Raw genomic sequence first — 13,551 nt, forward strand, 5'->3', positions numbered from 1 at the left:
TCTTTAATAGCGAATTCGAGATTGTCGGCAGGAGAGTGAGGACAATCCAGGATCATGCGATCGGCTTTTTTCAACTTGACCCAGACGTGCAGACTATTGTGTTGAACAGCGTGGTAAGCGCATTAGTATTATAGAGTGCCTGCGCCGTCGAATGGGTTTTTTTTATCCCACTCATTAGTGTTACTAATAGCAATGCGCCAGAGACATATTCCTCCCCTTCCTTCCCTCCGAGCTTTTGAAGCCACAGCCCGACTTGGCAGCTTCACGGCGGCTGCTGCGGAATTACACGTCACTCAATCTGCGATAAGTCAGGCCGTTCGGCAGCTCGAACAACAAGTTGGCCGCAGGCTTTTTGATCGGGTTGGCGGGATGGTCCAACTGACGCCGGAGGCTAGACGGTTCGGAAGCAGGCTAGGATCATTGCTTGATGAGCTTCTTGAGGCCACAAACGCGGTGGCAATAGAAGAAACGCCGCTCATGGTCGCCTGTGCTCGATCCCATTTAAATTACTGGCTGCTACCGCGACTTTCAGATTTCCGGAAGTTCCGGCCGGATATCAGTGTGGAGGTCGTTGGCACGGATCGGGGGGAAGGCTACGCGACCGCAGATATCGTGATTGTGACTGCGCCGGTTGCTGCTCCTCCTTTCGACGCCGAGCCGTTGTGGAAAGATCGCCTGGTGATGGTTGCGTCGCCTCAGATTGCTCAAGAGGCAATCAACGCCGGTGCCTCTTTCGGCAATATCCCGAAAATTGGCACTTTTGGTACCGACTGGAGCAGATGGTTCGCTGAAGAGCCAACTTCTGCCTCTTCGGGCACCGCTGTGAGTCTGCGACTTCGAGAAACATCGGCGGTAGTTCGTGCTGCGACCGAGGGCCTTGGTATCGCCCTGGTGAGCGAATTCCTGGCTTCGGGTGAACTTAAAGCAGGTCGTTTAGTATTGCTGAGCGAAAAGCGACTACTACGCGATCACGGTGTTTGGCTGCAGGTCCGATTGAAGACACTGAGTATGAACGCAACTGCTTTTGCGCAATGGTTGAGAGAAGAAGCACGGCTGCAATCAAGCGCATTGCCGCAACTCTGACGCAGGTTGGTTCTCTGAGGCAGGTCACATTATGCAAAAACGCCGTGAGCAGCGATTGGCCATCACGAACTCACGCAGGATGGCGAATTGTGCAGATATATGCTAACCGCCCTCCATACAACATCAGGAGTAAAGCCGTGAGCGGGACTAACGTGGAAGACGCAATCAACAATGTCTACGAATCTCTTCAGAACGACAATGCTGACATCGATCTGCATATCGCCACTCTAAAATCGGCTTTGGCGCAGGCTGGCCTAAAAGAAGTCGAGCTGGACCCCGAGAAGCTCGCTCATAACAATCGCTCGGGGCGGAAGCTGCTGCAGGCTTACTTTCGTCAGCGCGGTGTAACTGTCAAACTTCGTATGGCTTAATTGCGGACAAATTGTTTGGCAGACCTTTGACAGGTCCACGGCGGTTGCAATATTTGTGCTATCGGCTAGACGAAAGCGGAAGGGGATTTCTCACGGTGCTTTTTGGCGAGAGATCCCTTTGATCCATCTTTAAATCAACATATATTTGAAATCGTTGCCTCCAGATGAGCGAACCTGAAAAAGTGATGCTCTCCAATCAATACGAAACCTTCGCTTCGCGACCGATCGGCCGGTTGCTAAGGCATGTTTTTCATCATGTCGTGAGTGACCGGCATCATGTTCTCGTTGAGATGGTGCATAACCCAAAGCGACCCGGCAAGCGCGATTCCTACAATGATCAGGGTGAAGATCAATGCCATCATTGTCCAACCACCTTCAGATCGTGGGCTCATATGCAGAAAGTAGACCATATGGACAACGATCTGGACAGCACCAATCCCCATCACCAATATTACAGTGAGTTGTTTGCTGGTGAATACATCACCAATAACGAGCCAGAATGGGATGGCAGTCAAAATGACCGAAAGCACAAACCCGGTCATGTAGCCGCTGAAGGTTGAATGCACTTCATGCAAACCTGACGAGTGGTGATCGTGGTCTCCTGACGGTGTACTGTGCGGCTGACTTTGAACGCTCATCCGACTACTCCTACGAGATAAACAAAGGAGAACACTCCAATCCAAATGACGTCGAGGAAGTGCCAAAACATGGAAAGACACATAAGACGTCTGCGATTTTCGATTATGAGCCCGTGGCGCTGCACCTGTGCCATCAGGGTAATCAGCCAGATAATGCCGAAAGTCACATGGAGCCCATGTGTTCCGACCAACGTGAAAAACGATGAAAGAAATGCCGAGCGACCAGGTCCGGCACCTTCCCTGATGAGGTGGCTAAATTCGTAGATTTCTATGGCAAGGAATATTGCGCCGAAAACCCCGGTGATCGCCAACCAAAACAGCGTTCCTGTTTTTTCATCGCGCTGCATTTTAAGCATGGCAAAGCCGTAGGTAATTGACGAAAGAAGCAGCATTGTAGTGTTGAGCGCAACGAGATTAAGATCGAAAAGATCCGCTGGTGACGGTCCGGCTGCATAATTTCGCCCGAGCACACCGTAAGTGGCAAAGAGGACTGCAAAAATCAGGCAATCGCTCATTAAATAGAGCCAGAAACCCAGCAATGTGCTATTTTCCGGATGATGATCTTCGGCCAGATAGAATTGCGGCTTCTCGTCTTCGGGCAGATAAATGTCTGTCATTGTTATAGCCCTACCCTGCGAGAAGGTTTGAACGGGCGGCTTCCGTTTCAGCTACTGTTTCGGCAGCAATGTAGAAGTCGCGATGATAATTGAAAGTATGGCCGATTGCAGCGACCACCAAAGCAACTAACGAAACCGCGGCCAACCACCAGATGTACCAAATCAGCGCAAAGGCAAGCACCACGCTTATGGCGGCGAGCACCACGCCTGCTCCGGTGTTTCGGGGCATGTGTATTGAACGAAATCCGGTAAGGGGACGTTCATAGCCGCGATTTTTCATGTCGTACCAACTGTCATGATCGTGAACCACTGGGGTAAAGGCGAAGTTATAGTCGGGTGGAGGCGAAGATGTGGACCACTCTAGTGTTCGCCCTCCCCATGGGTCGCCGGTGAAATCGCGAAGTTGATCACGTTTGAGGTAACTGACAACGAGCTGAACGAGGAAAGATGCGATTCCAAGTGCGATCAACCCGACACCAAGTGCCGCGATAACAAACCAAATTTGCAGTGACCCATCTTCGAACTGACTGACACGGCGGGTCACGCCTTTCAGGCCAAGAATGTAGAGCGGCATAAAGGCGACGAAAAAACCGATTTGCCAGAACCAGAAGCTCATTTTTCCCCAGAACGGGTCTAGTTTGTAGCCAAAAGCCTTTGGCCACCAATACACCAGTCCTGCCATCAGACCAAAAACGACGCCGCCAATAATTACATTGTGAAAATGGGCTATAAGAAAGAGCGAGTTGTGAAGCACGAAATCCGCCGGCGGGATGGCTAGCATGACACCCGTCATGCCACCGATAACGAAGGTGAACATGAAGCCGATTGTCCATAACATCGGAACCTCAAAGCGAATTCGACCGCGGTACATTGTAAATAGCCAGTTGAACATTTTCGCCCCTGTCGGGATGGAAATGATCATCGTTGTGATACCGAAAAACGCGTTAACGGATGCGCCTGAGCCCATCGTGAAGAAGTGATGGAGCCAAACGAGATAAGAGAGGATCATGATAACGCATGTCGCATAGACCATTGAAGCATAGCCAAACAAGCGCTTGCCGCAGAAGGTCGCAACGACTTCGGAGAAAATGCCAAAAGCGGGCAGTACCAGGATGTAGACTTCCGGATGGCCCCAGATCCAGATGAGATTGATATACATCATCGGATTGCCACCAAGGTCATTTGTGAAGAAATTCGTTCCCACATAACGATCCAGGGATAGCAATGCCAGCGTAGCGGTCAAAATGGGGAACGTCGCAACAATCAAGATGTTGGTGCATAGCGATGTCCAGGTAAATATCGGCATTTTCATAAAGGACATGCCAGGTGCACGCATCTTCACTATTGTGGCGATTAGATTGATCCCGGACAGCGTTGTTCCCACGCCAGCCACTTGTAGTCCCCATATATAGTAGTCGACCCCGACATCCGGACTGTAATCAATGCCTGAGAGAGGCGGATAGGCGAGCCATCCTGTGCGTGCGAATTCGCCGACAAAAAGCGACATCATGATGATAACAGCTCCACCCGTCGTCATCCAGAATGAGAAATTGTTGAGGAAAGGAAAGGAGACGTCACGGGCACCGATCTGAAGCGGAACAACGTAATTCATGAGTCCGGTCACAAATGGCATGGCCATGAAAAAAATCATAATCACGCCGTGGGCCGTGAAGATTTGATCATAATGATGAGGGGGGAGATAGCCTTCGTATCCGTTAAAGGCGATTGCTTGCTGTATTCGCATCATGACGGCATCAGCAAACCCACGCAGCAACATGACCAGCGCCAGAATAACGTACATTATGCCAATTTTTTTGTGGTCCACACTTGTAAGCCACTCGTTCCACAAATAGCTCCACAGCCTGAAATATGTAATCAGGCTCACGATTGCTAACCCGCCAATTGCGACCACAACAAAGGTCAGTAGGAGAATAGGCTCATGATAAGGGATAGCCTCAAGTGAAAGGCGCCCGAATATCGTACTCGTAGGACTGTTACCGCCGATCATGATAGAACATTCCCGAAGTTACCGTTATCAGATCCCGGCTCCCCAAATTTGAGAGCCTAATTGTTTTAACGAGCCTGAACTTCCCAGCAATTAACCTTAACCGCAAGGCTTCTAAGGCGTGGTATGCATGTCATGACCCTGATCCTGCATAGAACCGGGTGATGTCTGAACATCCGTTGCGTCAACCGGCGTCACGTCTGTGGTATGACGATTGTCGTGTTCGAGCCGAGCCTTGTTCTGGCGACTCTCAAGACCACCCCCGCCCATTTTGTCGATATGCATCATTTCGCTCATGCACATCTGTCCGGGGCGCACACACATGTTGAGAACGGCTTCAAACAGGCCATTTTCTACGGCCCCGAAGTACCGGACAGGTTCACGACTGCTCGGCTTTTCCAGCTTAAGATACGTGTCCCGATTTAGCGGCGTACCATGTTGCTTCACGCGATTTATCCAGCTTTCGAAACCCTCAGCATCAACGCCATGGAAGACGAAACGCATATGGGAAAAACCTTCTCCGCTGAAATTTGAGGAAATACCCTCGTACTCACCGGGCCGATTGATGACAGCGTTTAACCGCGTCTGCATTCCAGGCATCGCGTAAATCATGCCAGCAAGTGCGGGAATATAAAACGAATTCATTACCGATGAAGCGGTAATCTTGAACTCGATGGGCATGTCGACCGGAGCTGCCAGCTCGTTGACAGTAGCAATGCCGTAATCGGGATAGAAGAATAGCCATTTCCAGTCGAGTGCCACAACCTCGATGGTTAGAGGTTTGGTTCCCGCCGCCACAGCGCGTCCGCTATCTATTCTGTCAAGAGACCGATAGGGATCAAGTTTGTGTGTGTTCACCCACGTGATCGCGCCTAGCGCTATAATAATCAGCAGTGGCGCGGTCCAAATCACGACTTCAAGAGCTGTTGAATGGTGCCATTCGGGATCATAATGGGCGGACCGATTGGACTCACGATAGCGCCAAGCAAAGAAAAAGGTGAGGAATATGACCGGTACGATAATGATCAACATCAATATCGTCGATATAACGATGAGATCACGCTGTTGAGCTGCAATGTCGCCCGAAGGTGACATGACGACCATATTGCACCCTGCGAGCGCTGAAAGAATGATCAGGCTCACGATCGACTTCTTCAATAAACTCGAGAATGCGTGCATGTCGTACCTGACCTACATTCCGTTGCCTCATCAATGATAAGGCACAATTGCAAATCGGAAAGCCCTAAAATTCGCCATTTTTTCAAATTCGTCGGCAAACCAGCTTTCATTGTGCTCAAAGCACTTTTTTTCGGACCTGCTTCTTGATATCGTTGGGTTGTGCGACATCCTAAAGCACATGATCCATTTCCATCGGAGAGTTTCATGAGTTCGTCCGCTACGCCTTCCTCTTCCGGTCTCGAAAGAGACGCGCGCCGTATCCATCGGGACGGCAAGCCCCTGTCACCAGGAAACGTCGCCATTGGCGTCGTCATAGGACGTACGTCGGAATTTTTCGATTTCTTCGTTTACGGACTTGGCTCAGTCCTCGTTTTTCCCAAACTGATTTTTCCCTTCGCGCCTGACGCGGTGACAGCGACCTTGATGTCTTTTGCCATCTTTTCACTGGCATTTATCGCCCGGCCAATCGGGTCTTTCGTCTTTATGTGGATCGATCGAGAATACGGACGAGGGACAAAGCTCACCCTTGCTCTACTCATCTTGGGCGGTTCAACGGCTTCGATTGCTTTTCTTCCAGGCTTCGAAACGATCGGATACTGGGCGGTCGCATTACTTGCCCTCTTTAGACTCGGTCAAGGTTTTGCGCTTGGGGGGGCGTGGGACGGCCTCGCTTCACTGCTAAGCCTGAGTTCTCCGCCCAATCGACGCGGTTGGTATGCGATGATACCTCAGCTTGGAGCACCTATCGGGTTTGCTCTTGCGAGTATTCTCTTTGCCTACTTCGTGCATAATCTCAGTGAAGCTGATTTTCTGGCGTGGGGATGGCGTTATCCGTTCTTTGTAGCATTTGCAATCAACGTGGTTGCGCTATTTGCGCGACTTCGCATTGTTGCTAGTAATGAGTTCGGTGCGGCGATGGAATCGCAAGAGCTACAGGCACGCCCTGTCTTCGAGATGCTTAGCAAGCATAGTATTGATGTGGTGCTCGGCGCTTTTGTGCCGCTGGCCAGTTTTGCAATGTTCCATCTCGTCACAATCTTTCCGCTGAGTTGGGTTCTTCTTTCTGGCGCCCAGCCAGTTGAACGTTTCTTGTGGGTGCAAGTCATCGGTGCACTAATCGGTATCATCGGTATCGTTTTGTCTGGATTCATTGCTGACCGGATTGGGCGCCGTAAAGAGCTGATGTTTGGTGCAATTCTCATAGCAATATTCAGCTTTTCAGCGCCGTTTTTGCTTGACGCCGGGAGTCGCGGGCAAGATGCTTACATTCTGATTGGCTTTGGCGTGCTGGGTTTGACATTTGGCCAGTCGTCCGGTGCAGTCTCTTCGCGTTTCACTCAGTATTATCGATACACAGGTGCCGCCTTAACATCAGATCTTGCATGGCTCGTTGGAGCGGCATTTGCGCCTTTGGTCGCGCTTGGTCTCGCAAGCAGTCTCGGTATCATTTTCATTGGTGGATACCTGATATCGGGCGCCATCTGTACTCTTACAGCGCTTAGCTTGTCGCGTGTTCTCGATCAGAATTGAACGGCGTCAGCCACTTAAACGCAACATCTGAAGGGATTTGGCATTAGGCTTTTGGGAAATTTTATACCCGATCATGAGAATGTTTCGAGCTAGAAACTTCTCATGACTGGGCCAAAAGCTTGCCTTTACTTGGGGGTGGATCGTTCAATATCGGCGGTGGGCCAATAATTCATATTCTGCTGTCGTTTGATTTCTTCATTTAATGTTTCAAGGCATTTCGTGACACCAATGTTTGTTTGAACCGGCGGACGGTTTACAATTGGATTATTCCCCGCCCTAAGCGAAACGAATTTGGCTCTCCTTTAGAAGCTACGATACGGTCTGCGGCCCTCTTTCCGAGAATCTAGCATCCCCGTGAAGGTAGAAGACTGCGACACTGTTGAGGGTTGAGCCACGACGTTTGTTCCAGCGGCGTAAGAACGCATAAAAATGGGTGGTAAAAACATTTTCGAAAGCTACAGTCAGAACAAAACTAAAAGGAGACTGTTATGGCGGATGGCAACTTTTCTAGCGCTAAGCGCAGTATTGTGGTTGATGGTTTCACCAATAGTGTTCTGGACCCGCACGAGCCCATGCTTGGTCCTTTGCAAAGCGGCGGCACAATCATAGCCAACACCGCCCCGGGTTGCTGGGGACCAATGATAACTCCCCGGTTGCGTGGTGGTCATGAGGTGACAAAGCCTGTTTTCATTGATGGCGCCGAGGTCGGTGATGGCGTCATTATTCGTATTCGGGACATTTCTGTCACGTCGTTAGCGACAGCTTCCGGCCATGACACAGTGTCTAACCAGTTTTGCTTGGGCGACCCCTTTGTGGCCGCACGATGCCCCACATGTGACGAAGTTTGGCCTGAAACACACATTGAAGGCGTTGGACAAGATTCTGTCCGCTGTAATAAATGTGGAGAAGCCATAAAGCCATTTACGATGGAGCATGGCTACACTGTTGTTTTTGATGACACCCAATCGGTAGGCGTAACGCTGCCGCAAGATGCGGCCCGAAAAATCGCCGAAAATGCAGATCATTATGCATCGTTGCCGGACAACTCGGTACAGCATTCCATACTGAATTACGCTCCTTCTGACCTTATTGGCGCCATCGTTCGAATGCGGCCATTTTTGGGTCAGCTCGGCACGACCCCGTCGATCGCGATGCCCGATTCCCACAATGCAGGTGATTTCGGTTCATTCCTCGTCGGAGCCCCTCACAATTACGCGCTCACCCCAGCGCAGCTTCTAGAACATAAAACAGACGGCCACATGGATATCGATGCTGTTCGTGCGGGTGCGGTGCTAGTCTGCCCGGTCAAAGTTAACGGCGCTGGCGTTTATATGGGTGACATGCACGCGTCGCAGGGCGATGGAGAAATTGCTGGTCACACGATGGACGTCGCAGGGAGTGTGACGCTTCAGGTCGAAGTCTTAAAAAAATATAATAATGATGGTCCCGTACTGTTTCCGCTGCTGGAAGACCTGCCCCCTTTGGCCCGTCCATTTACCGATGAAGAAAAGCTGAAGGCTTCCAAGCTGGCGAAACATTGGGGCGTGGAGCGAACTGAAGAGGTGGCGCCGATATCTGTCATTGGAACAGCGCAGAACATGAATGCCGCTATCGTCAATGGCCTGGAGCGAGCGTCCAACCTTCTTGACATGACGGTTGCCGAGGTGCGTAATCGCGCAACGGTAAATGGAGCGATCGAGATTGGACGTGACCCGGGTGTCATTCAGGTTACTTTTCTTGCACCCTTGAAGAAGCTGGATGCGGCTGGTCTCGGAGATATTGCTCGCAAGCAATATAGCCTCTGATGATCCGAACCTGATTAGAAAAGCGGCCGGAGGGCCGCTTTTTTTACCTACTCTCGTACAAGATAACTTTGTTGAACCTGTTGGTTTGGCTTCTAATTAACAAAATTGCTGCTGCATCTGCCGATTTTTACGATTTCCCATGGGGAATAGCGCAACACTTGAGCAAAGGCGGGCGGACTGGGGCCGCATGCGACTTCCACGTACTCGTGAAGTAAAGGCATCGGCCAAGTTCCACCCTCTCTCCCAACTGCCCGCAGATGGGGCATGATCGGGATTGAGCTTCAAATGTAACAGCAAGACGGCACTCTCTGGTGTCTTAGTTCAACAGCGACTGTGTAGCCAGAACCCGATGCGCCGACCACTTTTGGCCAGACCTTGCAGTGCAAACAGATCGCCGAAACTTCCCTATTCAGATCCGCTTGCGATCAAATAGGCGATCAGATCATCAACTTCAGATGCCCAAAGCCCCCAAAACCTCATCTTGGTATTGGGAACCACGTCCCTTGGACTGCTCACAAATGCTCGCAAAGTCTGCTCGTCCCAGATTAAGCCATTCGCTCCGGCCTCACGCATAGCGGAAGAATAGATAAAGTCCGGTACAGTACCTGCTTTTCTGTTCAGAACAGACTTCAGATGGGGACCGATTAAATTTCTTTCGCCATCAAGAACATGGCATGATCGACATCGCGCCTGGAAAACCATTTTGCCATGATCAATGTCCTGCGCATTGGGCAGTGACGGCCATCCAACAGTGAAGGCAAACAGACCAGTTGTGAGGACGAACGTTTTCATGGGCACAATTTGTTCTGATTGAATGGTTAGCGTTTCTGACGCGCATCGCGCACCAATAGTTAACCGAGTGAAAGTTTCAGCATTTTGCTTAGCGTGAATCAACCTTACCATTGTGCTGAACGTTCGAAAGGCAACGGTCGGCGACAGAACGGCGACATCTCTGTAGCGAAAGTCTGAAGAAAAAGGTCCACGCGCCATTGCAGGCCAATCGGGAAGGTTTGATCACTGGTGCGATGCGGACGGCTGCAAGGTGTGGAAAAGCTACGGTGATAATACAAAGTATGGTCCGCTCTGATTCAGTTATCAACACCCACAGCTTGGCGAAGACGCGTTAACTGGAGGTCGACAGATCTCAGCTATTCTAAGGCACGCCAAGAGGAGTGCATGTGCGATCTCTATGATATAACGACGGCTCATGAGACCTTTCGCCATCTCTTTCCCCAGTCTTGTGACATGACAAACCGTGTTGATCCGCAGTTAGACGTCTATCCAAACTATCCAGCCCCGGCTTTGCGAAATCTATCAGGTAGTGAACACGAGCTTACACATCTTCGATGGGGAATGCAGACGCCGCCTATCTACGTCAAAGGTGAAGCTGCCAAGCCGCTGCATTGGTTTGCTCACAACGAAGAAAAGCCGCTCTTTGCATTTACCGGCATCTGGACAACTTGGGACGGTGCGAGGAAGAAAAAAGAAGGCCCGGTTGAGGACGATATCTTTGCCTTTTTGACCACAGAGCCTAACGCGGTGGTAATGCCGGTCCATCCCAAAGCAATGCCTGTAAGCCTGTGCACGGTCGAGGAAATCGATACATGGTCGCGAGCACCGTGGAATGAACCCAAGCAAATGCAAAAGCCGTTGCCCGATGCTGACTTGATCGACCTGACGCCGAGTAATGACAATAAAGAAGTGCAAGCAAGCCTGTTTTGATGGCTGGGCGCCACTCTATGGCGCACTACATCCTTAAGAAAAAAGGAGGAGGAGATGCGAAGTCCGAAACGCGAAGGTTTTTATCCAGATCGTGATGTCGATTGCCAAGATGCCGTATCGCAGAGCATCGCCGATCTGATCGAGCAAGCCACCCTGTCAAGTACATCGGAAGCCGATGCGGCCGCTGCTATTTCCGACACAGCTATTCCAGGTATTCGAGATTTGATTGGCCACGCTGTTGCTGCGGGCTGGTCCGCTGAAGAGACCGCGAACGCGATCGAAGTTGTCTCTGACGGCATGTATGTCGGCCACACAAGCAAAGAGCCAGACGAATAGCATCGACACTTTCGGTGCGATCGACCTGCAACCTTACGATAATCTGGCTGTCGTGGAGAAAAAACTCCGAGCCGCCCTATCACGCGCGAACTAAGTCATTTACTCAGGCTCTCTATAGCTAATTGACTTCCAACCCAAATGAGAACATTATAAGAACACTAGCAGTGAAGGCGAATTAGAAAACACATGGCAATTAAGTTTACGAATACACCTGTCCGTCCAGTGGAACCTAAAATGGGCAAAGCCAAAGGTTCAAAAAAAACGGGCGGGGCTTCGACACCCGATAATTCCGACCTCGATAAAAACGCCAACGGAAAGTGATTTAAATGGCCAATGCGCGTCTCATCGTGGTTGCCGCCTTTGATAAGAATGATGATGGCGAACTCGTTCCCGCATTTGATCCAATGTCGTTTGAGACCGAAGGCCGCGCAATGAAAGCTGCGACAGGCCTTGAAGGAAAGCATTCTGGGATTGTTGCCTGGAGCCGGGAAGCGGATCCAGATATTGGTGAATATGGACCTCCAACCATAATTTTCCAGTTTGGTGATATTCCGGATATGGAATAACAATCACCTGAAATGAAAGACCAGCTTGGTGGCCGGCCATACAGTTATGAGTGGCTTCAACAAAAACTAGCGTTCAATGGGTTTTAAAACCGCCAAAAATTTCTTTCTTCTACTTAATCTAATAGCTATGCGATGTGTGTGCGGAAGTCTGATTGACGCGATCGGAGACCACGCATAACCTTGGTGTTCCGGGAAGAGCGCCAGGGGTTTTTCATCAGCAGGTGAACAGTAACTTGCCCGAATATCCCGGATTGTCGCCTTTGCTTCGCGAGATCGCTCGCCCTGCAAACACGCTGACCGTTAACAGTGACACAGCAGTATTTCGGCCGTTGTCAGGACGACTTACTCGCCAAAATAAGGCTTAATCGGTCTGCCAGACGTCGCCCACTTCATGGGCCGAACCTAACTGTGTCGAAGCCTGGGCAACTGATGGCTGGGCAGTCTTTCGCTTATTTAACCACTTGGCAGCCATATCTGTGCGATATCTAACCGACCTTGTTCGAGGGCAAGAGCAATAAGCGCCTGCCAGTCGGCGCGTCAGGGGGAATGAGCCACCCTGACCTTGGCATAGGCTTTGCCCTCGAAATGGAGTGACACGAATGGGTTTTATACCTGTGAGTGTCACACTTACGATAAAGAAAACCCGCACAGGCTGGCAAGCACATGTGCGGGTATACCGTCCCAACGATAAGAAATCAGCGATTCAGAAATCCTGCTGTCTTCCGAGATAGGCTAGCCGCTAAAAGTTTCAGACAATTATCGCTCACGCAGAGTTGAACGAAGCCGCATACATCCTATCTGAAATCAATTGGATTTCAAAAAAGGGCTTAACGATGCAGTTTCTAGCCGAACATCTTGCATTCTTGTCGACGCCTGGAGGGTGGGCTGCACTTATTACCCTTGTCACCATGGAAGTTGTTCTGGGAATCGATAACCTCATTTTCATCTCTATTCTTACGAACAAGTTGCCGGCGCATCTTCAATCAAAAGCTCGACGGATCGGTATTGGGGCGGCACTAGTCTTGCGGCTCGCATTATTGTTTACAATTTCCGTCATTGTTCAGCTCACCCAGCCCGTTTTTGAGGCATTTGGGCACGGTTTTTCCTGGCGAGACATTATTCTGATCGCAGGTGGTTTGTTTCTGGTCTGGAAAGCGACCAAGGAAATCCACCACACGGTAGATCCGCACGACGGGAAGGAAGGCATCGGCGGAAAGGTCGTACAGCTTACAATGGGTGCAGCGATCGTACAGATACTGATCTTGGATCTGGTATTCTCGGTCGACTCTATCATCACTGCTGTTGGCATGACCGACGAAATAGCGATCATGGTAATTGCTGTCCTCGCCGCAGTCACCGTAATGCTTCTTGCGGCCGACCCGCTATCGCGGTTCATAGCAGCTAATCCCACGATCGTGATGCTGGCGCTTGGTTTCTTGTTATTGATCGGCACGACCTTGATCGCAGATGGCTTTGGCTTCCATGTCCCGAAAGGCTACATCTATGCGGCTATGGGCTTCTCAGCTCTGGTGGAAGCACTGAACATGTTGGCGCGACGCAGAAAGAAGGTTCATTAACCTGTTCTAACCCTTATTCGTCTTGTACGTTGCTGAAGGCTCTTGAGGAAGGGCCACAGCTGCATGGAGGCGAGATGGACCATGAGGAAGTTAGTGACGAACTTGTCGTAACGGGTAGCTCT

General features: G+C 50.5%; 14 protein-coding genes (1 of these 14 running past the window's edge). 8 read left to right on the forward strand and 6 right to left on the reverse strand.

Annotated features, from left to right (window positions below):
- Positions 1-56, reverse strand: the beginning of a protein-coding gene (locus KMS41_27160; GenBank protein QWK81898.1) for a 2-hydroxyacid dehydrogenase. It extends 973 nt beyond the left edge of the window; the window shows 56 of its 1,029 coding nt (coding positions 1-56); the start codon lies at positions 54-56; the stop codon falls past the left edge of the window.
- 136 nt (positions 57-192) lie between these two features.
- On the opposite strand from KMS41_27160, the gene KMS41_27165 reads away from it, so the two are divergent.
- Both KMS41_27165 and KMS41_27170 read left to right on the forward strand, forming a co-directional pair.
- Complete coding sequence (locus KMS41_27165; protein ID QWK81468.1) at positions 193-1,083, forward strand: LysR family transcriptional regulator; 891 nt, start codon at positions 193-195, stop codon at positions 1,081-1,083.
- A gap of 137 nt (positions 1,084-1,220) precedes the next feature.
- A complete protein-coding gene (locus tag KMS41_27170) occupies positions 1,221-1,454 on the forward strand; it encodes a hypothetical protein (GenBank protein QWK81469.1) in 234 nt (77 codons plus the stop codon).
- Between the two features lie 236 nt (positions 1,455-1,690).
- On the opposite strand, the gene cyoD is transcribed toward KMS41_27170, so the two are convergent.
- The 4 genes from cyoD to cyoA form a co-directional block, all read right to left on the reverse strand.
- A complete protein-coding gene (gene cyoD / locus KMS41_27175) occupies positions 1,691-2,092 on the reverse strand; it encodes a cytochrome o ubiquinol oxidase subunit IV (GenBank protein QWK81470.1) in 402 nt (133 codons plus the stop codon).
- Positions 2,089-2,709 (reverse strand): cytochrome o ubiquinol oxidase subunit III, encoded by a 621-nt coding sequence (cyoC, locus tag KMS41_27180; GenBank protein QWK81471.1) that lies wholly within the window; start codon positions 2,707-2,709, stop codon positions 2,089-2,091. The genes cyoD and cyoC overlap by 4 nt, the downstream gene beginning before the upstream one ends.
- A gap of 10 nt (positions 2,710-2,719) precedes the next feature.
- Complete coding sequence (gene cyoB, locus KMS41_27185; protein QWK81472.1) at positions 2,720-4,717, reverse strand: cytochrome o ubiquinol oxidase subunit I; 1,998 nt, start codon at positions 4,715-4,717, stop codon at positions 2,720-2,722.
- A 111-nt stretch (positions 4,718-4,828) separates the two neighbouring features.
- The gene (gene cyoA / locus KMS41_27190) at positions 4,829-5,893 is read right to left on the reverse strand and encodes a ubiquinol oxidase subunit II (protein ID QWK81473.1); all 1,065 of its coding nucleotides are present in this window, start codon (positions 5,891-5,893) and stop codon (positions 4,829-4,831) included.
- Between the two features lie 204 nt (positions 5,894-6,097).
- On the opposite strand from cyoA, the gene KMS41_27195 reads away from it, so the two are divergent.
- Positions 6,098-7,423 carry an MFS transporter gene (locus KMS41_27195; GenBank protein QWK81474.1) on the forward strand — a complete coding sequence of 442 codons (1,326 nt, stop codon included), beginning with the start codon at positions 6,098-6,100 and terminating at the stop codon, positions 7,421-7,423.
- 488 nt (positions 7,424-7,911) lie between these two features.
- A complete protein-coding gene (locus tag KMS41_27200; protein QWK81475.1) occupies positions 7,912-9,228 on the forward strand; it encodes an acetamidase/formamidase family protein in 1,317 nt (438 codons plus the stop codon).
- 405 nt (positions 9,229-9,633) lie between these two features.
- Here the strand turns inward: KMS41_27200 and KMS41_27205 are convergent, their stop codons facing one another.
- A complete protein-coding gene (locus KMS41_27205; protein QWK81476.1) occupies positions 9,634-10,218 on the reverse strand; it encodes a c-type cytochrome in 585 nt (194 codons plus the stop codon).
- A gap of 186 nt (positions 10,219-10,404) precedes the next feature.
- On the opposite strand from KMS41_27205, the gene KMS41_27210 reads away from it, so the two are divergent.
- The 4 genes from KMS41_27210 (at position 10,405) to KMS41_27225 (ending at position 13,429) form a co-directional block, all read left to right on the forward strand.
- Complete coding sequence (locus KMS41_27210; protein ID QWK81477.1) at positions 10,405-10,950, forward strand: SOS response-associated peptidase family protein; 546 nt, start codon at positions 10,405-10,407, stop codon at positions 10,948-10,950.
- A 54-nt stretch (positions 10,951-11,004) separates the two neighbouring features.
- A complete protein-coding gene (locus KMS41_27215) occupies positions 11,005-11,286 on the forward strand; it encodes a hypothetical protein (GenBank protein QWK81478.1) in 282 nt (93 codons plus the stop codon).
- Positions 11,287-11,612: 326 nt separating this feature from the next.
- On the forward strand, positions 11,613-11,852 hold the full coding sequence (locus tag KMS41_27220) for a hypothetical protein (GenBank protein ID QWK81479.1): 240 nt from the start codon (positions 11,613-11,615) through the stop codon (positions 11,850-11,852).
- A gap of 833 nt (positions 11,853-12,685) precedes the next feature.
- Positions 12,686-13,429 carry a TerC family protein gene (locus KMS41_27225; GenBank protein ID QWK81480.1) on the forward strand — a complete coding sequence of 248 codons (744 nt, stop codon included), beginning with the start codon at positions 12,686-12,688 and terminating at the stop codon, positions 13,427-13,429.
- The last annotated feature ends 122 nt before the right edge of the window (positions 13,430-13,551 follow it).

It is taken from the genome of Ochrobactrum sp. BTU1 (genome assembly GCA_018798825.1).
Lineage (GTDB): Bacteria > Pseudomonadota > Alphaproteobacteria > Rhizobiales > Rhizobiaceae > Brucella.

Coding starts and splice junctions, on each gene's coding strand:
- KMS41_27165 (QWK81468.1), top strand. CDS start 193: ATGCGCCAGAGACATATTCCTCCCCTTCCTTCCCTCCGAGCTTTTGAA.
- cyoD (QWK81470.1), bottom strand. CDS start 2,092: ATGAGCGTTCAAAGTCAGCCGCACAGTACACCGTCAGGAGACCACGAT.
- cyoC (QWK81471.1), bottom strand. CDS start 2,709: ATGACAGACATTTATCTGCCCGAAGACGAGAAGCCGCAATTCTATCTG.
- cyoB (QWK81472.1), bottom strand. CDS start 4,717: ATGATCGGCGGTAACAGTCCTACGAGTACGATATTCGGGCGCCTTTCA.
- cyoA (QWK81473.1), bottom strand. CDS start 5,893: ATGCACGCATTCTCGAGTTTATTGAAGAAGTCGATCGTGAGCCTGATC.
- KMS41_27195 (QWK81474.1), top strand. CDS start 6,098: ATGAGTTCGTCCGCTACGCCTTCCTCTTCCGGTCTCGAAAGAGACGCG.
- KMS41_27200 (QWK81475.1), top strand. CDS start 7,912: ATGGCGGATGGCAACTTTTCTAGCGCTAAGCGCAGTATTGTGGTTGAT.
- KMS41_27205 (QWK81476.1), bottom strand. CDS start 10,218: ATGGCGCGTGGACCTTTTTCTTCAGACTTTCGCTACAGAGATGTCGCC.
- KMS41_27210 (QWK81477.1), top strand. CDS start 10,405: ATGTGCGATCTCTATGATATAACGACGGCTCATGAGACCTTTCGCCAT.
- KMS41_27215 (QWK81478.1), top strand. CDS start 11,005: ATGCGAAGTCCGAAACGCGAAGGTTTTTATCCAGATCGTGATGTCGAT.
- KMS41_27220 (QWK81479.1), top strand. CDS start 11,613: ATGGCCAATGCGCGTCTCATCGTGGTTGCCGCCTTTGATAAGAATGAT.
- KMS41_27225 (QWK81480.1), top strand. CDS start 12,686: ATGCAGTTTCTAGCCGAACATCTTGCATTCTTGTCGACGCCTGGAGGG.